Source organism: Stenotrophomonas sp. Steno-Z4 (assembly GCF_056393145.1).
Map to the genome: position 1 here is coordinate 1182846 of NZ_JBWJPC010000001.1, position 18747 is coordinate 1201592.

General features: G+C 67.0%; 18 protein-coding genes. 10 read left to right on the plus strand and 8 right to left on the minus strand.

The window, feature by feature from the left end:
- Window positions 1-275 precede the first annotated feature (275 nt).
- Genes AC06E7_RS05255 through AC06E7_RS05280 form a run of 6 tightly spaced genes read left to right on the plus strand, consistent with a single transcriptional unit; the run spans window position 276 to window position 6234 of the window.
- Window positions 276-3104, plus strand: coding sequence for a monovalent cation/H+ antiporter subunit A (locus AC06E7_RS05255; RefSeq protein ID WP_478063344.1), 2829 nt, complete (start codon window positions 276-278; stop codon window positions 3102-3104).
- Complete coding sequence (locus tag AC06E7_RS05260; RefSeq protein ID WP_068854297.1) at window positions 3104-3490, plus strand: Na+/H+ antiporter subunit C; 387 nt, start codon at window positions 3104-3106, stop codon at window positions 3488-3490. Before AC06E7_RS05255 ends, AC06E7_RS05260 begins: the two co-directional genes overlap by 1 nt.
- Window positions 3487-5022, plus strand: coding sequence for a monovalent cation/H+ antiporter subunit D (locus AC06E7_RS05265; protein WP_478063346.1), 1536 nt, complete (start codon window positions 3487-3489; stop codon window positions 5020-5022). Before AC06E7_RS05260 ends, AC06E7_RS05265 begins: the two co-directional genes overlap by 4 nt.
- Window positions 5019-5522 carry a Na+/H+ antiporter subunit E gene (locus AC06E7_RS05270; protein ID WP_068854299.1) on the plus strand — a complete coding sequence of 168 codons (504 nt, stop codon included), beginning with the start codon at window positions 5019-5021 and terminating at the stop codon, window positions 5520-5522. The genes AC06E7_RS05265 and AC06E7_RS05270 overlap by 4 nt, the downstream gene beginning before the upstream one ends.
- A complete protein-coding gene (locus AC06E7_RS05275) occupies window positions 5519-5803 on the plus strand; it encodes a K+/H+ antiporter subunit F (protein WP_068854300.1) in 285 nt (94 codons plus the stop codon). Before AC06E7_RS05270 ends, AC06E7_RS05275 begins: the two co-directional genes overlap by 4 nt.
- Window positions 5800-6234, plus strand: coding sequence for a Na+/H+ antiporter subunit G (locus tag AC06E7_RS05280; protein ID WP_478063348.1), 435 nt, complete (start codon window positions 5800-5802; stop codon window positions 6232-6234). Before AC06E7_RS05275 ends, AC06E7_RS05280 begins: the two co-directional genes overlap by 4 nt.
- 19 nt (window positions 6235-6253) lie before the next feature.
- Here AC06E7_RS05280 and AC06E7_RS05285 read toward each other — a convergent pair whose 3' ends face one another.
- Together AC06E7_RS05285 and AC06E7_RS05290 are read right to left on the minus strand one after the other, a co-directional pair.
- Entirely contained in the window at window positions 6254-7204 is a 951-nt protein-coding gene (locus AC06E7_RS05285; protein WP_217538307.1) for a sodium:calcium antiporter, read from the minus strand.
- A 77-nt stretch (window positions 7205-7281) separates the two neighbouring features.
- Complete coding sequence (locus AC06E7_RS05290) at window positions 7282-7905, minus strand: hypothetical protein (RefSeq protein WP_478063350.1); 624 nt, start codon at window positions 7903-7905, stop codon at window positions 7282-7284.
- Window positions 7906-8036: 131 nt separating this feature from the next.
- Here AC06E7_RS05290 and AC06E7_RS05295 point away from each other — a divergent pair, with 131 nt between their 5' ends.
- A complete protein-coding gene (locus AC06E7_RS05295) occupies window positions 8037-8579 on the plus strand; it encodes a hypothetical protein (RefSeq protein WP_478063352.1) in 543 nt (180 codons plus the stop codon).
- 21 nt (window positions 8580-8600) lie between these two features.
- Here AC06E7_RS05295 and hmgA read toward each other — a convergent pair whose 3' ends face one another.
- On the minus strand, window positions 8601-9902 hold the full coding sequence (gene hmgA / locus AC06E7_RS05300) for a homogentisate 1,2-dioxygenase (protein WP_478063354.1): 1302 nt from the start codon (window positions 9900-9902) through the stop codon (window positions 8601-8603).
- 23 nt (window positions 9903-9925) lie between these two features.
- Window positions 9926-11041 carry a 4-hydroxyphenylpyruvate dioxygenase gene (hppD, locus tag AC06E7_RS05305; RefSeq protein ID WP_176472606.1) on the minus strand — a complete coding sequence of 372 codons (1116 nt, stop codon included), beginning with the start codon at window positions 11039-11041 and terminating at the stop codon, window positions 9926-9928.
- Window positions 11042-11170: 129 nt separating this feature from the next.
- Between hppD and AC06E7_RS05310 the strand changes: the two genes are divergently transcribed.
- The gene (locus AC06E7_RS05310; protein ID WP_068854306.1) at window positions 11171-11662 is read left to right on the plus strand and encodes a MarR family winged helix-turn-helix transcriptional regulator; all 492 of its coding nucleotides are present in this window, start codon (window positions 11171-11173) and stop codon (window positions 11660-11662) included.
- A gap of 95 nt (window positions 11663-11757) precedes the next feature.
- Here the strand turns inward: AC06E7_RS05310 and AC06E7_RS05315 are convergent, their stop codons facing one another.
- From AC06E7_RS05315 to AC06E7_RS05330, 4 genes are all read right to left on the minus strand, one after another.
- On the minus strand, window positions 11758-12879 hold the full coding sequence (locus AC06E7_RS05315) for a hypothetical protein (RefSeq protein ID WP_320457807.1): 1122 nt from the start codon (window positions 12877-12879) through the stop codon (window positions 11758-11760).
- Between the two features lie 151 nt (window positions 12880-13030).
- Window positions 13031-13636 carry a thioredoxin family protein gene (locus tag AC06E7_RS05320; RefSeq protein WP_354276527.1) on the minus strand — a complete coding sequence of 202 codons (606 nt, stop codon included), beginning with the start codon at window positions 13634-13636 and terminating at the stop codon, window positions 13031-13033.
- Window positions 13637-13644: 8 nt separating this feature from the next.
- Window positions 13645-15147, minus strand: a complete 1503-nt coding sequence (locus AC06E7_RS05325; RefSeq protein ID WP_320457806.1) for a peptide MFS transporter — start codon at window positions 15145-15147, stop codon at window positions 13645-13647.
- Window positions 15148-15389: 242 nt separating this feature from the next.
- Complete coding sequence (locus AC06E7_RS05330) at window positions 15390-16268, minus strand: tryptophan 2,3-dioxygenase (RefSeq protein ID WP_093532748.1); 879 nt, start codon at window positions 16266-16268, stop codon at window positions 15390-15392.
- A gap of 336 nt (window positions 16269-16604) precedes the next feature.
- On the opposite strand from AC06E7_RS05330, the gene pdhA reads away from it, so the two are divergent.
- Window positions 16605-17687, plus strand: a complete 1083-nt coding sequence (pdhA, locus tag AC06E7_RS05335) for a pyruvate dehydrogenase (acetyl-transferring) E1 component subunit alpha (RefSeq protein WP_068854311.1) — start codon at window positions 16605-16607, stop codon at window positions 17685-17687.
- A complete protein-coding gene (locus AC06E7_RS05340) occupies window positions 17680-18747 on the plus strand; it encodes an alpha-ketoacid dehydrogenase subunit beta (RefSeq protein ID WP_068854312.1) in 1068 nt (355 codons plus the stop codon). Before pdhA ends, AC06E7_RS05340 begins: the two co-directional genes overlap by 8 nt.

The following is an 18747-nucleotide window of genomic DNA, read 5'->3' on the forward strand; positions in this document are numbered from 1 at the left end:
AGATCCGGGGATCGTATTTCGTTCATCTGCGCGGTGGCTGATGGGCCGGCGGAGCCCCTGTCGTTGCTGGGCTGAACGGTAGCGAGATCACTCATGGCGCAAAGTGCCGGCAACGTTTCCATACGGCCCTGAACAACCCCGAATGGACCACCCTGCCGACAGCGAAAAGATGAATCACGCACGTTGCCTGCAGTTGGTGGCGTAATCGGGTATATCGGCGACAAATCCCCGCCTGTTAGACTGAAAGGCCTGCTCGTGAATCCCGCATTCCCTGCATGAATCCCAGCCTTCTCCTGCTGCTCGCCCTGCCCTTCCTGCTGGCGGTGGCGGTCATTGTGTTCCGCCACAGTTCCCGTGCCACGGCCGCCTGGCTGGCCGCGGCCGCCCCTGTGGGCGGGCTGGCGCTGCTCGCCACGATGACCCCCGCGATCCTTGATGGCGGGGTGGTGCGCAGTTTCGGGGACTGGCTGCCGCAGATCGGGCTGGCCTTCTCGGTGCGGCTGGATGGGCTGGCCTGGATGTTCGCCGGCATGGTGCTGGCCATCGGCGCGCTGGTGGTGATGTACGCGCACTACTACCTGAGCGCCAAGGACAACGCGCACCGCTTCTACTGCTACCTGCTGCTGTTCATGGGCGCCATGCTGGGCATGGTGCTTTCCGGCAACCTGTTGTTGCTGATGGTGTTCTGGGAAATGACCAGCATCAGCTCGTTCCTGCTGATCGGCTTCTGGTCGCACCGCCAGGATGCCCGCGAGGGCGCGCGGATGGCGCTGGTGGTCACCGGCGGCGGCGGCCTGGCCCTGCTCGGTGGCGTGCTGCTGATCGGCCGCATCGTCGGCAGTTTTGAACTGGATGCGGTGCTGGCCGCCGGCGATGTGATCCGTGCCAGCCCGCTGTACCCGTGGGCCCTGTTCCTGGTGCTGGCGGGCATCTTCACCAAGAGCGCGCAGTTCCCGTTCCACTTCTGGCTGCCGCATGCCATGGCCGCGCCGACCCCGGTGTCGGCCTACCTGCATTCGGCCACCATGGTGAAGGCCGGCGTGTTCCTGCTGGCCCGGCTGCACCCGGCGCTGGCCGGTACCGACCTGTTCTTCTATACGGTCAGCGGGATCGGCGCGCTGACCCTGCTGATCGGCGCCTGGAACGCGATCTTCCAGCACGACCTGAAAGGGCTGCTGGCCTATTCGACGATCTCGCACCTGGGCCTGATCACCCTGCTGTTCGGCCTGTCCACGCCGATGGCGGTGGTGGCCGGCGTGTTCCACATCCTAAACCACGCCACCTTCAAAGCCTCGCTGTTCATGGCCGCCGGCATCATCGACCATGAAACCGGCACCCGCGACATGCGCAAGCTCGGTGGCCTGCGCCGGTTGATGCCGTTCACCAGCGCGCTGGCGATCATCGCCTCGCTGGCCATGGCCGGCATTCCGCTGCTCAACGGCTTCCTGTCCAAGGAAATGCTGTTCGCCGAGGCCATCACCGCGCAGGGACCGGAACCCATGCGCATCGCCGTGTCGATCGCCGCGCTGCTGGCCGGCGTGCTGGGCGTGGCCTACAGCCTGCGCTTCGTGCATGACACCTTCTTCGGCGAAGGCCCGCATGACCTGGACCGGGTGCCGCACGAGCCGCCGCGCTTCATGAAGGTGCCGGTGGAGGTCCTGGTGGTGCTGTGCGTGGCGGTCGGCGTGGCCCCGGCGATCACCGTGGCCCCGATCCTGCACGCGGCAGCCTCCTCGATCCTGGGCCCGGCCATGCCGGCCTACAGCCTGTCGGTCTGGCACGGCTTCAACATGCCGCTGATGATGAGCATCGCCGGTGTGCTGGGCGGCATCGCCCTGTACTTCGGCCTGCGCCGGCTGATCAACCTGCATGCGGTGGTCAGCCATGCCATCGGGCGCAACCTGTTCCACAAGCAGCTGGACCTGGTGTTCGGTTTCGCCCACCGGCTCACCCAGGGCCTGGCCAACGGCAGCCTGCAGCGCATGCTGATGGCGCTGGTGGTGGTGGCGATCATCGTGGCCGCCGCCCCGTTCGTGGCCAATCCGGTGTCGCCCAACTGGCCTTCGCCGCAGCCCATTCCGTTGCTGGGCTGGGCGCTCTGGGCGGTGATGATGGCCTGCGCGCTGGGCGCGCTGTTCGTCTATCGGCAGCGCCTGCTGGCAGTGCTGGTCGCCGGTGGCGTAGGGCTGATGGTATCGCTGACCTTCGTGTTCCTGTCCGCGCCGGACCTGGCGTTGACCCAGCTGCTGGTGGAGATGGTGACGCTGGTGCTGATGCTGCTGGGCATGAACTACCTGCCGGCGCAGTCGCCGCCGGAGAAGTCGCGCTGGCGCAAGCGCCGCGATGCACTGATCGCGGTGATCGGTGGCGGCGGCCTGGCCGCCATGGCCTACAGCGCGATGACCCTGCCGCCCAACACCATGGCCGGCGAACTGCTGGCGCGTGCGCTGCCCGAAGCGTACGGCGAGAACGTGGTCAACGTGATCCTGGTGGACTTCCGTGGCTTCGATACTTTCGGTGAGATCACCGTGTTCGGCATCGCCGCACTGGTGGTGCACGCCATGCTGCGGCGTTCGCGGATGGCGCCGGAGCAGATCATGCCGGGCCCGCCGATCAAGCTGCCGGTACCGGCCGACCTGGCCCAGGTGATGTTCCCGCTGACGCTGACGGTATCGATCTTCCTGTTCCTGCGCGGCCACAACGCGCCCGGCGGCGGTTTCATCGCCGGCCTGGTGCTGGCGGTGCCGCTGCTGATCCAGTACGTCATCCAGGGCACCACCTCGGTGGAATCGCGCTTCGGCTTCGATTACATCCGTTGCATCGGCGCGGGCCTGCTCATCGCCATCGTCAGCGGCTGTGCCTCGATGCTGTTCGGGGTGCCGTTCCTGACCAGCGGGCACCTGGACCTGGAGCTGCCGCTGATCGGCACGGTGCCGTTGGCCAGCGCGGTCGGCTTCGATACCGGCGTGTACCTGGTGGTGTTCGGCGGGGCGATGCTGATCCTGTCGATGATGGGCACGGTGAAACCGTCGCGCACCCGCAACTCGCGCAAGGGCGAGATCGATCCCAACAACCGTTCGGCACGTACCGGGGAGACCCACTGATGGAACTGGCCCTGGCAAGCGCGATCGGCGTACTGGCTGCGATCGGCATCTACCTGCTGCTGCGCGCGCGCAGCTTCGACGTCATCCTCGGCATGACCTTCCTGTCCTACGCGACCAACCTGCTGATCTTCTCCGGCGGCCGCCTGGTCACCGGCAAGGCGCCGGTGCTGAAGGAAGGCGTGGACAGCACGCTGGGCAACTACACCGATCCGCTGCCGCAGGCACTGGTGCTGACCGCCATCGTCATCGCCTTTGCGATGACTGCCGTGAGCATCGTGCTGGCCATGCGCAGCCGCAGCGACAACCACAGCGATCACGTCGACGCGCACGAGGATGAGGCTGCAGAGCTGGCCGATACCGCGCCCGGCCGGGAGGGTGGCCCGTGAACCATGCGGTGATCCTGCCCATCCTGATTCCACTGTTCGGTGCGGCCTGTTCGCTGTTCGTCGAACACCGCCGCTACGGCCCCAAGGTGCAGCGCACGGTGGCCTGGACCACGCTGGCCGCGCTGGCGGCGTCGGTGGCCCTGCTGTTCGCGCAGACCGCCGATGGGACCATCGCGGTGTACCTGCTGGGCGACTGGCCCTCGCGGCTGGGCATCGCGCTGGTGGCCGACCGTCTGTCCAGCTGGATGCTGCTGACCACGCTGCTGCTGGCCATCCCGTGCCTGCTGCACGCCTGCTCGGGCTGGGACCGGCGCGCACCGCATTTCCATGCGCTGTTCCAGTTCCAGCTGGTGGGCCTCAACGGTGCCTTCCTCACCGGCGACATCTTCAACCTGTTCGTGTTCTTCGAGGTGATGCTGATCGCCTCCTACGGCCTGCTGCTCAGTGGCGGACGCGGGCTGCGCATGCGCATCGGCCTGCACTACGTGGTGTTCAACGTCACCGCGTCCACCCTGTTCCTGATCGCGCTGGGGCTGCTGTACGCCTCCCTGGGCTCGCTCAACATGGCCGAGTTGTCCCAGCGCATCGCCGAGGTGCCGCCCACCCACCTGACCCTGGTGAAGGCAACGCTCGGCCTGCTGCTGCTGGTGTTCTGCAGCAAGGCCGCACTGATGCCGCTGTACCTGTGGCTGCCCGAAGCCTACGCACGCGCACCGGCAGCGGTGGCGGCGCTGTTTGCGATCATGACCAAGGTCGGGCTGTACGCGATGCTGCGGGTAAGCTCGCTGTGGTTCGGCGAAGACGCAGGCGCCATGGCCGGCTATGGCTCCCAGTGGCTGTTCTGGGCCGGCGTGGCCACGCTGATCCTGGGTGGGCTGGGCGTGCTTGCCGCCGCGCGCCTGCGCGTGCTGATCTCCTACCTGGTGGTGGTCTCCGCGGCCACGCTGTTCATCGCCTTCTCCGTCCGCACCCCGGAAGTACTGTCGGCCGGGCTGTACTACCTGCCGCACAGTACGTTCGTGGCTGCCGCCCTGTTCCTCATTGCCGACCTGATCCGCCGCCGCCGCGGTGGCGCCAGTGATCGCAAGGAAATCATCGCGCCGATGCCCGGCAAGGAAACCCCGGCGGTGCTGTTCCTGATCGCCGCGGTGTCGGTGGCCGGCCTGCCGCCGCTGTCCGGCTTCCTGGCCAAGGCGGCGCTGCTGGCCGGCATGCCGCCGGCGTACACCGGCGTGGTATGGGCGGCGGTGCTGGGCAGCAGCCTGATGGTGATCGTGGGCATCACCCGCGGCGGCATCCGCCTGTTCTGGCGGGTGCCGGTGCTGGAGGAGGGCGTACCCCCGCCGCGCAAGGCGCCCACCCGCACCGTGGAGCTGTTCGCCGCCGCGCTGCTGCTCTGCTACGGCATCGGCATGAGCGTGTTCGCCAACCCGTTGATGCAGTACACCGACGCCATGGCCGCCCAGCTGCTCACGCCGCAGGATTACGTGGGCGGACTGCGTGCGACCACGCCGGAGATCCGCCAGCCATGAGCCGCCGCCCGTTCCTTCGCCGCCTGTTCCCCTCGACCTCGCTGAGCGTGATGGTCACCGGCTTCTGGGTGCTGATGTCCGACAGCTTCACCCTGGGCCAGATCCTGCTCGGCATGCTGCTGGGCGTGGTGGTGCCGCTGTTCGCCGCGCGGCTGGACCGCGAGTTCGCGCGCATCGGCTCGCTGCGACCGTTGCCCAAGCTGATCTGCGTGACGCTGTGGGACATCCTGGTCTCCAACATCCGCGTGGCGGTGCAGGTACTGGGCCCGGAGCGCCGCATCCACCCGGGCTTCATCTGGCTGCCGCTGGACATCGCCAACATCCACGGCATCGCCGCGCTCACCAGCATGATCACCCTGACGCCGGGTACGGTGTCGGCCGCGTTGTCCGATGATCGCCGCTACCTGCTGGTGCATGTGCTGCACCTGGACGATCCCGACGAACTGATCCGGCAGATCAAGCACCGTTACGAAGCCCCGCTGATGGAGATTTTCCCATGACCGGTTTCACCTTCATCCAGACCACCATGGCCGTGTGCATGCACGTGGTCGGGCTGGCCATGCTGCTGGCCACCTGGCGCCTGCTGCGCGGCCCGACCGTGCCCGACCGCATCCTGGCGCTGGACACCCTGTCGGTGACCGCCATCGCCGAGCTGATGCTGTTCGGCATGTACCTCAATTCGGCGGTGTATTTCGAAGCGGCGCTGGTGATCGCGATGCTGGGCTTTGGCAGCACCGTGGTGCTCAGCAAGTTCGTGCTGCGCCGGGACATCGTCGAATGATCACCTTCATCCAGGTCGCGCTGTCGCTGCTGCTGCTGTTTGGCTGCTTCTTCATCCTGGTCGGCGCGCTGGGGCTGGTGAAGCTGTCCACGTTCTTCAAGCGCCTGCATGCGCCGACCAAGGCCAGCACCTTGGGCGTGGGCTGCGTGCTGGCCGGTTCGGTGCTGTACCACATCTTCCTGGGCGAGGACCCGCAGCCGCGCGAGCTGCTGATCACCGTGTTCCTGTTCATCACCGCACCGATCAGCGCGCACATGATGGCCAAGGCGGCGCTGTCGCTGATGATGGAAAAGCGGCCGAGCCTGCCCGGGCACGAGACCGCGAAGGAAGAGCAGTTGCCGCCGCCGTTGCCGCGCAATGTGGCAGAGGGGCGCGATGACGAGGAACGCGTCGCCACGCGGACGGATCCTACCGCGCCCCCGGAGTCGTAGGGGCACGCCATGCGTGTCCTTACCCGATCAGCGCAAGCTCCAGCGCGATCCACGCCACGAACGCCACCAGCAGGATCCCGCCCTCGCGACGGCTGATGGTCAGGTCGCCCTTGAGCATCGGGTACAGCACCAGCACGAAGGCGATCGCTGCCGGCAACTCCAGCTTCACGAACGATTCGGGCAGTGCCAGCGGGCGCAGCGCGGCCATGCCGCCGACCACGACCAGCAGGTTGAACAGGCTGGAGCCGATCACGTGGCCCAGCACCATGTCACCCTGGCCACGGCGCGCGGCGATGATCGCGGCAGCGACTTCCGGCAGCGCGGTACCGATGGCCACCGGCAACAGGCCCACCAGCAGCGGCGACCAGCCCAGGCTGGCGCCCATCACCGGCGCGGCACCCACGACCCAGCGCGCGCCGTAGTAGAGACACACGGCGGCGAACACCACCCGCAGCACATTGAGGAACAGGCCGGTGCGGGTCATCGCATAGCCGGCAATCGCTTCACGTACCGGCTCGGATTCGCGCCGACCGTACCGCAGCACGAAGGCCAGCAGCCCAACGAAGCCCAGCAGCAGCAAGCCGCCTTCCCAGCGCGCGATCACCCCGTCCAACCCGAATACGATCAGCGCCAGGCTGGCGACCGCCAGCAGCACCAGCAACGGCGAGAGCAGGCGTGCCCGCACCAGCAGCGGCGCGGCAAGTGCCGCCAGCGCCAGGGTCAGGCCCACGTTGACAATGTTGCTGCCCACCGCATTGCCCAGCGCCAGCTCCTCGGCGCCGACCACGAACGCGCGGGCGTTGACCACCAGCTCGGGCAGGGAGGTACCGAAGGTCACCAGCAGCAGCCCCGCCACGAAAGGAGAAGCACCAAAGCGCTGGGCCAGCCCGGAGGCGGCCTTGACGATGGAGTCGCCCCCGAGTGCAAGCAGCAGCAGGCCCAACAGGAACCAGGCAGTGGCAGCGATCATCAGTGGATCCCCAGGTGGCGTGGCCCGATTCTAGGGCCAGTCATGGCGCGGCGTACAACCCGGCCCCGTGCCGTGGCTCAGGAGCAGCCTTCCACGTAATCCACCTGCGGGGTCTTGCCGACCCGCCAGGCGGTGACGTTGCCATCGCCGTTGATCTCGAAGTTGACGATCGCTCCGCCCTCGGCGGCCGGGCGCACGCGCAGGTTGTGGCCCTTCTCGTCGTACTTGTGCGGGGTCAGGTCGCCGCGATCGGGGTACAGCGTCTGCAGCTGGCCCAGCGACATGCCGACCTTGCCACCGCCCGGCGCCACGATGCGGTCGTTGCGCACGTCGTAACGCACCAGCCGCTTGCCCTCGATCATCAGGATCACGTCATCGGCCTGGCTGCCCTGCGGGCGCAGCGCGTGGCAATAGTCATCGGGAACGTCGCCCTGCAGGGGCTCCTTCCAGGCGGTGCGGACCTCGTCCAGGCTGGCACCCAGGGTCAGCGGGCCATACCCATCCAGGCGCGCAGGACCCTGCGTCGCAGCATCTGCGGCGGGTGCAGTGGCCGTGGTTGCGGGTGCCGCAGGTGCCGTCGCGTCTGCGGCCGGCTCCACCACCGCTGCGTCGGCGTCGGCCGACGGGGGCTCTGGATGGCGGTCGCAGCCCGCCAATGCGATTGCGATACCGAATGCCAACACGCTTGCCAGCTGCTTCATATGCACGCCCTCCTTTCAGTGGCTCGCAGGCTAGCGTGGGGGACGTGCAGCGCGTGCATACATATCGTGCTTGTCATCACAGTTACACCTGCGGCGTTCAGGCTCGGCCTGCACCGCTTCGACCCACGCCCATGCAACCGCGCAAGACCGACCTCGCCCGTGACGCCCTGCAGGCCCACCGCGCGCCCCTGGACATGCGCCAGCGGCGCCTGCTGATCCTGTGCGATGGCCAGCGCGACCTGTCCCAGCTCACCGCGATGATCGGCCCGGAAGCATCGGCCATGGTGATCCAGCTGATCCAGGCAGGCTATCTGATGTCCACCGCGCCGCCAGAGCCCATGCCGGCGCCGGTGCCGGTTGCACCGACCGCTGCGGGCCCGGCCCCGGCCAGTGCTGCGCCCGTCACCGAGCGCCGCCGCTCGCTGGTGGCCGCGCGCATCTACCTGCTGGGCATTCTCGAACTGCAGCGGCACCCACAGGCCGCCGCGTTGTTGCACACCCTGCAGCAGGCGCGCAGCGACGAGCAGGTGGTGGCCGCGCTGGGCAGTGCCCTCGACGCGCTGCCCGGGCTGACCTCCGCAGGCTATTGCGAGCGCGTCCGCCAGCGCCTGTTCGAGGTACTGCCGGAGACACATCTGGCACAGCTGGAGCAGGCTGGCGCGGTCGCCGGCTGATCGCCGCGGTCGCGTGCGTGGTTACGCCTGGAAGTTCTTCTTCAGGCCCTGCCAGCAGTGCTGATAGCCACGCTGGCGGTGCGCCGCGTCCATGGCCTGCGCGGTGGGGCGAATCACGCCACGCGTTTCGAACATGAAGGCCATGGTGTCCTTGATCACATCGGGCCGGCTCAGGTCGGCAGCGGACGCCTTCTCGAACGTGGCAGCATCCGGGCCGTGGCCGCTCATGCTGTTATGCAGGGAGGCGCCACCGGGCACGAAACCTTCAGCCTTCGCGTCGTAGGCGCCGTGGATCAGCCCCATGAACTCGCTGGCGATGTTGCGATGGAACCACGGCGGCCGGAAGGTGTCCTGGGCCACCAGCCAGCGCGGCGGGAAGATCGCGAAATCCATGTTGCTGGTGCCCGGGGTATCGCTGGGCGAATGCAGCACCAGGAAGATCGACGGGTCCGGGTGGTCGTGGCTGATCGAGCCGATGGTGTTGAAGCGGCGCAGGTCATAGCGGTAGGGCGCGTAGTTGCCGTGCCAGGCCACCACGTCCAGCGGCGAGTGATCGATGTCCGCACGCCACAGCTGGCCCTGGAACTTGGCGATCAACTCGAAGGCGCCCTCGACGTCTTCGTACGCCGCGTGCGGCGTTTCGAAATCGCGCGGGTTGGCCAGTCCGTTCGACCCGATCGGGCCGAGGTCCGGCAGTTTCAGCAGCGCACCGAAGTTTTCGCAGACGTAACCGCGCGCCTGCCCATCCGGCAGTTCCACGCGGAAGCGCACCCCGCGCGGGATCACCGCGATCTGCTGCGGTTCGATCTCGATCACGCCCAGCTCGGTCAGCAATCGCAGGCGTCCCAGTTCCGGCACGATCAGCAGTTCGCCATCGGCGTCGTAGAAGTAGCGCCCCTGCATGTCCGCAGTGGCGGCATACAGGTGGATGCCGACGCCGCCATGCGCGTCGGGCGAACCATTGCCGCCCATGGTGTACAGGCCGTCGACGAAGTCGGTCGGAGCGGTGGGCAGCGGCAGCGGATCCCAGCGCAGCTGGTTGGGCGATACCGCCCCCTGCGCGAAATCGCCGTGCAGGCGCGGCTGCGCATAGGGATGGAATTCCCCATGCGTGACCGCCGGGCGGATCCGGTACACCCAGCTGCGCCGGTTGCTGCCGCGCGGCGCGGTGAACGCCGTGCCCGACAGCTGTTCGGCGTACAGGCCATGCGCCACCCGCTGCGGCGAGTTGCGGCCCACCGGCAGCGCGCCGGGAACCGCTTCACTGGCGAATTCGTTGCCGAAACCGGTCTGGTAGCCGCGCGATTCGAGGGAGGTGGGCATGGTCGGAGGTCCGTTTTCGTGGATTACAGCACGCCGCGCTTGATCTGGTCGCGCTCGATGCTTTCGAACAGCGCGGTGAAGTTGCCTTCGCCAAACCCTTCATTGCCCTTGCGCTGGATGATCTCGAAGAAGATCGGGCCGATGCAGTTGGTGGTGAAGATCTGCAGCAGTTTGCGCTGCTTGGTCTCCGGATCCGCATCGATCAGGATCTTGTTCTTCGCCAGCCGCGCCACGTCTTCACCATGGCCGGGCACGCGCATGTCGATGACCTCGAAATACGTTTCCGGCGTATCCAGGAACGCCACGCCCTGCGCACGCATCGCCTCGACGGTGTCGTAGATGTTTTCGGTGAAGCAGGCGATGTGCTGGATGCCCTCGCCCTTGTAGGCGTCCAGGTATTCGTTGATCTGGCTCTTCGGGTCGGACGATTCATTGAGCGGAATGCGCACGATGCCATCCGGTGCGGTCATCGCCTTGGACACCAGGCCGGTCTTGAGGCCCTTGATGTCGAAGTAGCGGATCTCGCGGAAGTTGAACAGGCGCTCGTAGTAGTCCGACCACTGCTGCATGTTGCCGAAGTACAGGTTGTGGGTCAGGTGGTCGATGAAGGTCAGGCCGAAACCGACCGGATTCTGGTCCACGCCGTCGATCGGTGCGTAGTCGGTATCGAACATGCTGCCGGCGGCGCCATAACGGTCCACCAGGTACAGCATGCAGTCGCCGATGCCCTTGATGACCGGGGCCGGCACCGCCTTGGTGTCCGGCTTGAAGTCGATCGCTTCGGCACCGTTGCCGAGCGCCATCTGGAACACCTCATCGCCCGGCTTCTGGAAGCGGATGGCGAAGCCACAGGCGCACGGGCCGTGCTTCTCGGCGAAGTCCGAGGCGAACGAATCGGGCTCTTCGTTGACCAGGAAGTTCACTCCGCCCTGGCGGTACACGGTGATGGCGCGCTGCTTGTGGCGCAGCACGGCGGTGAAGCCCATCTTGCGGAAGTACTCGTGGAGCTCGGCGCCACGACCGGCCGGCGCGGCGAATTCAACGAATTCGAACCCGTCGATGCCCATCGGGTTCTCGAAGGTGGTGACCTGCATGCCCGGGTTGGGGGCGTGCGACGCGGTTGCGGGCTGGCTGCTCATGACGTGGCTCCAAAGCGGCCCACCCCCGGAAAAAAACCAGGTGCGGGCGGAAGGCAGACCCGCGAGAATGCGGAGTCCGGAAAGAAGGTTATAGTTTCACATGAAACCACCATCAAGGTGCACCGCAGCATGAGCCCACCCGATCCCAGCAGCCAGACCATCCGTGCCACGCACGCCCTGCTCGACCTGGAGCAGTTCCTGCCGTACCGGCTGAGCGTTTTGTCCAACCGGGTCAGCGGCAACATCGCCAAGCTGTATGGGGATCGTTACGGCCTGGCGATTCCCGAATGGCGGGTGATCACCATCCTGGCGCTGTACCCGGGCTCATCGGCGAGCGAGGTCTCCGACCGCACCGCGATGGACAAGGTGGCGGTCAGCCGGGCCGTGGCCAGACTGCTCGAACGCGGCTTCATCAAGCGTGAAACCCACGGTGATGACCGCCGTCGTTCGGTGCTGGCGCTGTCGGCAGCCGGGTTCGAGGTCTACGAGACCATCGCCCCGCTGGTGATCGAGATCACCCGCAAGCTGATGTCGGTGCTGAGCGAAGACGAGGAGCAGATGCTGGAGAAGCTGATCCTGCGCCTGGCCGGCGAAGGCCTGCAGCGGATGGATGAAGGCTGATGGATGCGCGTACCGACCAACGGTCGGTACCTACCGAGGGCTTGCCGACGGCGGTCATGCCGTTCGGTAGGTGACGACCGTTGGTCGTCACGCCGTCAGCTGAGGTGCTTGCGCCTGGCGTGTACCCAGGGCGCGGCCAACGCGCCGATGGCGCCGGCGGCCAGGCCCAGTGATGCCGCCACCGCAGCGGCTTCCAGCGCGCCCGGAAGGGCCAGCGCGGCGATCACCAGCAGCGCGGCCGGCAGCGCGATGAAGGTGGCCAGGAAATAGCGCCAGCGCGGCGCCCAGGTCCCGACCTGGAGCAGGCTGACCGGCATCCAGGTTTCGCCGGAGGCATCTTCGGCGATCTTGGCGACCACCTTGGGCAGGTCCACTTCCACCGGGCCCTTGCCGGTGCGCGCGGTGGCCAGCGCGCGCGCCACCTCGTCGACCGACGGATACGACGTCGGCCACGCCACCGGCGCAGCGACCCCATAGGCGGTCAGCAGCGGCACGCTCAACCACGGCGCCAGCAGCGGCCGCAGCTTGCGCCGGTCCAGCACGCACCAGACCTGGGCGATGCCATTGGCCACCACGCTGTACAGGGCCAACTGGCCCGGCTCCGGGTACGGCAGCACGTGTACCCGCGCCGCCATGCTGGTGTAGCCCATATCCCGCAGGAAGCCGGGCCGGGTGCGGCCCTCGTGCGCCCAGGCCAGGCCCAGCGGCGCGACCAGATAGGCCTCCGCCGGGTCCTTCACGCCTGCCGTGGCGCGGTCGTCGCTGGCCAGGAAGAACGCCAGCGATTTCGGTTCGGCCACATCGGCCTGGCTCCAGCGCCCGCTGTCGCCCAGCACGTGTTTGAGCGGCAGCCGCGCGGGCGCGGTTTCGGCCTTGGTGGCGTTGTGCAGGTAGGGCAGCACCGAGAGCACGAAACTCTGCAGGTCCACCCCGCGCGTGCCGGTGCCCTGCCATTCGCTGGGCAGCAGGCCCAGCAGCGCCGGATTGCGTGCCAGCTGGTCGAGTTGGGTCTTCTGTTCGACCAGCTTCTGCACTGCCGCCTTGAGCAGCACGTTGTCGGGAACCGACACCTGCGGCAGGCGGTACAGCGTGGCGGCAACGTCCGGGATGTCGGTTTCGCCAGCATGGGCCGACGCGTCGTCCAGCAGCACCTCCGCTGGCGGCAGGCTCACGCCGGTCGGTGCGTCCAGGGTGCTATCGGAAGTTCCAGGCTGCATGCGCTTCGATCCATGAGGTCCTTGGAAATAGCGGCAGGAAACCGGGCAACTGTAGAGCGGACCGGTGGCCCGCTCGCGTTGATTCATCCGTTGCGCCAAGAGCAGCGGACTGACAGTCCGCTCTACCGGCGTGGTCTGCAGGGTGCGTTTTTCAGGGCGCCTTCGGTGGCGCCCATTCCTTCATGAAGGCGAAGAAGCGTTCGCGGTTGTAGCCCTTCGGCTGGCCCTTGTCGGCCTCCAGCTCGCCGGTGAACTGCGAATGCAGCAGCGTGCCCTGCGCATCCAGCACGAACAGGTGCGGGTAGCCCTTGATCTGCGGGAACTGCGACAGGAACGCGGCGTTCTCGTTGTCTTCGCTGTAGTTGACCTTCATCCAGACGTAGTTGGCATCGCGGAAGCTGCGGATCTCCGCATCGCCCTCGATGAACGCGTCCAGCAGGTGGCACCACGAGCACCACTCCCCACCCACGTCCAGCACGATCCGCTTGCCGCCGCGCTGGGCCTCGACCTTGGCCGTGGCCAGGTCGGCGACCGGGTCGCGGGCCGGATCGAACTGCGCGTTGAGCCCGGCAACCGCGGCGACATCCGCCGCGGCCGGGGTGTTGCCCGAGGCCACCGGCTGGCTGGGATCGGCCACCGGTGCTTTCTGTTCGGTGGTGTCCACCGGCTGCGCAGGCGCGGCGGTGGGTGCCGACGGCGAGCAGGCGGCCAGCAGGCCGGCCACGATCATCGGGGACCACCACGTGTTCATGCGCATGACGGGCCTCACTTGACGCCGTGCATCAGCTTGTTGATCAGCGGGGCGATCAGGAACAGCACCGCGCCCGAACCAATCAACGCCCAGAAGCCGAAGGTGTAGCCCTTCAGCGCGGAATCGACGGTCATGCCGCCTTCGCCGCTCACCGCGCCGGCAAAGATGCCCGACAGGTTGTTGCCGATGCCGGTGGACAGGAACCAGCCGCCCATGCCGAAGCCGACCAGGCGCACCGGTGCCAGCTTGGTCACCATCGACAGGCCGATCGGCGACAGGCACAGCTCACCGACCGACTGGATGACGTAGACCATGAACAGCGTCCAGAACGGGATCTTGCCATCCACGACCATCGACGACAGTGCCAGCATCAGCAGCGCGAAGGCCGCGCCGTTGAACAGCAGGCCCAGGCCGAACTTGCGCGGAATGGACGGATTGGCACGGCCCAGCTTGATCCAGGTCCAGGCCACGATCGGGGCCAGGGTGATGATCGCCACCGAGTTGACCGACTGGAACCACGCCGTCGGGAAGGTCCAGCCACCCAGGTTGCGGTTGACGATGTTGTCGGCCAGGAAGGTGAAGGAGCTGCCGGCCTGTTCGAAGAACATCCAGAACATGACGTTGAAGGCGAAGATGATCAGCATCGCGATCACACGGTCGCGCTGCACCTTGCCCTCGCGGATGCCTTCCACCAGCAACAGCACCGCCAGCGCCACGAACAGCACCCCGAGGATCCAGGCCAGCGCGGTGGCGCCGGTGGACAGCAGGAAGTAGGCGACCGGAATGGCGACCAGCGAACCGACGAACACCATCACCACGCGGCCCATGCCTTCGGCACCGACCGGCGGCGCACCGATCCCCTTCAGGCCGGCGCGGCCGACGTAGAACCACACCAGGCTGAGCAGCATGCCGATGCCCGAGGCGATGAACACCATCTTGTAGGACGGCATCGCTTCGGTACCGAAGACCTTCTCGGCAAGGAACTGGGTAAGCACCGGGGCGATCATCGCGCCGACGTTGATGCCCATGTAGAAGATGGTGAAGCCCGAATCGCGGCGCTCATCCTTCAGGCCGTACAGCTTGCCGACCATGGTGGAGATGTTCGGCTTGAACAGGCCGTTGCCGATGATGATCGTGGCCAGGCCGAACTCGAACACTTCCTTGTTGGGCATGGCCACCATGAACAGGCCGGCGGCCATGATCACCGCGCCGGTCAGGATCGAGCGCTGGTACCCCAGCACGCGGTCGGCCACGTAGCCACCGAAGATGGCCGCCGCATAGACCAGGGCCAGGTAGGCACCGTAGGTACGGCTGGCCGCAGCCTGCCCGGCCGCGTCGCCGTCGAAGAACTGGGCCACGATGTACAGCACCAGCGCCCAGCGGATCCCGTAGAACGCGAAGCGCTCCCAGAACTCGGTCATGAACAGCATCCACAGCGGGCGCGGGTGGCCCAGCGTGGTCTTGAACTCCGGCAACGCCGGTTCGGGAACGGATTTCGCGGCGGCGTCTACGCTCATGCGGGATTCCTGGGTTCGGTGGAAGACATGCACGTCCGATGTGCGAAACAACGCGGGAGAATCCCAGAACAACGGCGTTCACGTCAAATACACACCGATGTGTGCAGCTGGCCGCATGGTCGCTGAACTTGCATCTGCAACTACCGCCCCGCAGCCGCCAGCGCAGCAACGGCGGGGCTTCCCGCACCGTACGGTGGATGCCACGGGAATACATGAATAGGCCCGGGAACCGGCCCGCCGGCTCATGCGTCCGGCGGCATCGGGTCGTCGTTGCGGATCGTGGTGCGCACCTGGAACAGTTCCGGGAAGAAGGTCAGCTCCAGCGCCTGGCGCAGGAACCCCACCCCGCTGGAACCGCCGGTGCCGCGCTTGAAGCCGATGACCCGCATCACGGTCCGCATGTGGCGGAAGCGCCAGAGCTGGAAGGCGGTTTCCAGGTCCACCAGGTCTTCGCACAGCGCGTACTCGCGCCAGTAGCGGTCGGTGTTCTGGTAGATCCGCTCGAACACCGGGTGCAGCGCATCGTCGGCCACGTGCGGCTGCCGCCAGTCGCGGTCGATGTATCCGGCCGGAATCGCGTGGCCGAAGCGGGCCAGGTAGCGCAGGAATTCCTCGTACAGGCTGGGCGCGTCCAGCACCTGCTGCAGCTGCGCCTGGCCTTCCGGGTCGTGCGAGAACACCTGCAGCATCTGCGCGTTCTTGTTGCCCAGCAGGAACTCGATGTAGCGGTACTGCAGCGACTGGAACCCCGACGACGGGCCGAGCACGTCGCGGAAGCCCATGTATTCCGACGGGGTCAGCGTTTCCAGCACCGACCACTGTTCGGTCAGCTGGCGCAGCACCAGCTTGCTGCGCGCCAGCACCTTCTGGCACTGCCAGACCTGGTCGCGCTGCAGGAAGCCGATCGCCGCACGCAGCTCATGCCCCAGCAGCTTCAGCCACAGCTCCGAGGTCTGGTGCTGGATGATGAAGAGCATCTCGTCGTGGTGGGGCGGATTGGACAGCGGCTGCTGCGCCGAGAGCAGCTGGTCCAGCCGCAGGTAGCCGCCGTAGGTCAGGCGCCCCTCCAGGTCGGTGTGGATACCGGCTTCAAGGTCGCGTTGGTTCTTGTCGACAGACATGGCGGGGGCCGCTGGAGGGGGCCAAAAGGGTAGCGCACCGCCTGCACCTGCGGGGGGCGTCTGCCATGCGCAGGCGTGTGGTGGGCGGGCGGGGACCGGATTCTGCGCGGCAGGCCGGTGAGGCCCTGCCGCCGCCCCCCCTCCGGCACGGCCCGCTCATGCCCCGTTGATACAACTGAATACGTTGAAGCCATTGGCCTTCCGGGCCCCTGATGGGGTATACCGGGCCGATGTCCCCCGGGACAGTTGCTGCGCCGCAGGACGGCTTTTTCGTACGCCTTCCTTAACATGGCAATTCATATCATTTGTAACTTCCTGTCGAAGGTGCAGTACGCAATGACGGTTGCCGCTGAGTTCAAGATCGAATACCTGCAGTACCTGGACACGGACGGCACGCTCGTCCGCGATGACCTGCCCGAAGCCCTGCGCGACCCGCGCGCGCTGCTGCCGATGTTCAAGCAGATGCTGTTCGTGCGCGTGTTCGACGGCAAGTCGATCGCGTTGCAGCGCACCGGCAAGCTGGGTACCTACGCCGCCTGCCTGGGCCACGAAGCCGCGCATGTCGGCATCGGCGCTTCCATGCAGAAGGACGACGTGTTTGCCCCGTCCTACCGCGAGTACGGCGCAATGTTCATGCGTGGCGTGCGGCCGCGCGACGTCCTGATGTACTGGGGCGGCGACGAGCGTGGCAACGACTACGGCGGCAACGCGGCCAAGGACTTCCCGTTCTGCGTGCCGATTTCCACCCAGTGCCTGCACGCCGCCGGCGCGGCGCTGAAGTTCAAGCTCAACCAGGAAAAGCAGATCGCCGTGGCGGTCTGCGGTGACGGCGGCAGCTCCAAGACCGACTTCTATGCCGCACTGAACTCGGCCGGTGCCTACAAGCTCCCGCTGATCCTGTGCATCGTCAACAACGGCTGGGCCATCTCGGTTCCGCGTTCGGCCCAGACCGGTGCCGAAACGCTGGCGCAGAAGGGCCTGGCCGGTGGCCTGCACTGCCTGCAGGTGGACGGCAACGACCTGATCGCGGTGATGGCCGCCATGCTGCAGGCGCGCGAGCGTGCGCTGGCCGGCGATGGCGGCACCGTGCTGGAACTGATGACCTACCGCCTGTCCGACCACACCACCGCCGATGACGCGCGCCGCTACCGCGACGATGCCGAGGTCAAGGATGCCTGGCAGCGCGAGCCGATGCTGCGCCTGCGCAAGTACCTGATCGGTGCCGGCGTGTGGAGCGAGGAAGAGGAACAGGCCTGGACCGTGGAATGCGGCAAGCGCGTGGATGAAGAGGTGAACCTGTACCTCAACACCCCGGTGCAGCCGGTCGAGGCGATGTTCGACTTCCTGTATGCCGATCCGCCGCAGGACCTGCTGGCCCAGCGCGCACAGGCGATTGCTTTGGAGCAGCGCCATGGATGAGATCAAGAACGGCGCGCCCGGCGCGCAGACCAACGCCGCCGACAGCGCTGCCATCGCGCGCGGAGAAGAGAGCATGACCACCACGCCCATCACCCTCATCGAAGCCATCACCCAGGCGCTGGCGTGGGAGCTGGAACACGACAAATCGGTGCTGGTGCTGGGTGAGGACGTGGGCGTCAACGGCGGCGTGTTCCGCGCCACCGCCGGCCTGCAGCAGCGCTTCGGCGCCGACCGCATCCTGGACACCCCGCTGGACGAAACCACCATCGCCGGCCTGACCATCGGCCTGGCCGCGCAGGGCATGAAGCCGGTGGCCGAAGCCCAGTTCGATGGCTTCATGTACCCGATGGTGGACCACATCATCTGCCACGCCGCGCGCCTGCGTTACCGCACCCGTGGCCGCCTGCACTGCCCGATGGTGCTGCGCGTGCCGTGGGGCGGCGGCATCCGTGCGCCGGAACACCACAGCGAAGCCAACGAGGCGATCTTCACCAACGTGCCGGGCCTGCGCGTGGTGCTGCCGTCCTCGCCGCAGCGCGCCTACGGCCTGCTGCTGGCCGCGATCCGCGAACCGGATCCGGTGATCTACATGGAACCCAAGCGCATCTACCGCCAGTACAAGGAAGTGGTGGTCAACGATGGCGAAGCGCTGCCGCTGGACGTCTGCTTCGTGCTGCGCGACGGCACCGACGTGACCCTGGTGACCTGGGGCGCGCAGGTGAAGGAAGCGCTGGAAGCGGCCGACAAGCTGGCCGGCGAAGGCATCAGTGCCGAAGTGATCGACGTGGCCACGCTGCGCCCGCTTGACTTCGCCACCATCGCCGAATCGGTGGCCAAGACCGGCCGCTGCGTGATCGTGCAGGAGGCCCCCAAGACCGCGGGCTTCGGCGCCGAGATCGCCGCGCGCCTGGCCGAGGAATCGCTGTACGACCTGCTGGCACCGGTCGAACGTGTCACCGGCTACGACACCCACATTCCGCTGTTCCGCCTGGAAATGAAGTACCTGCCCAGCGTGGACCGGATCGTGAGCGCGGCCAAACGCGCGGTGGCGGCGGGCTGA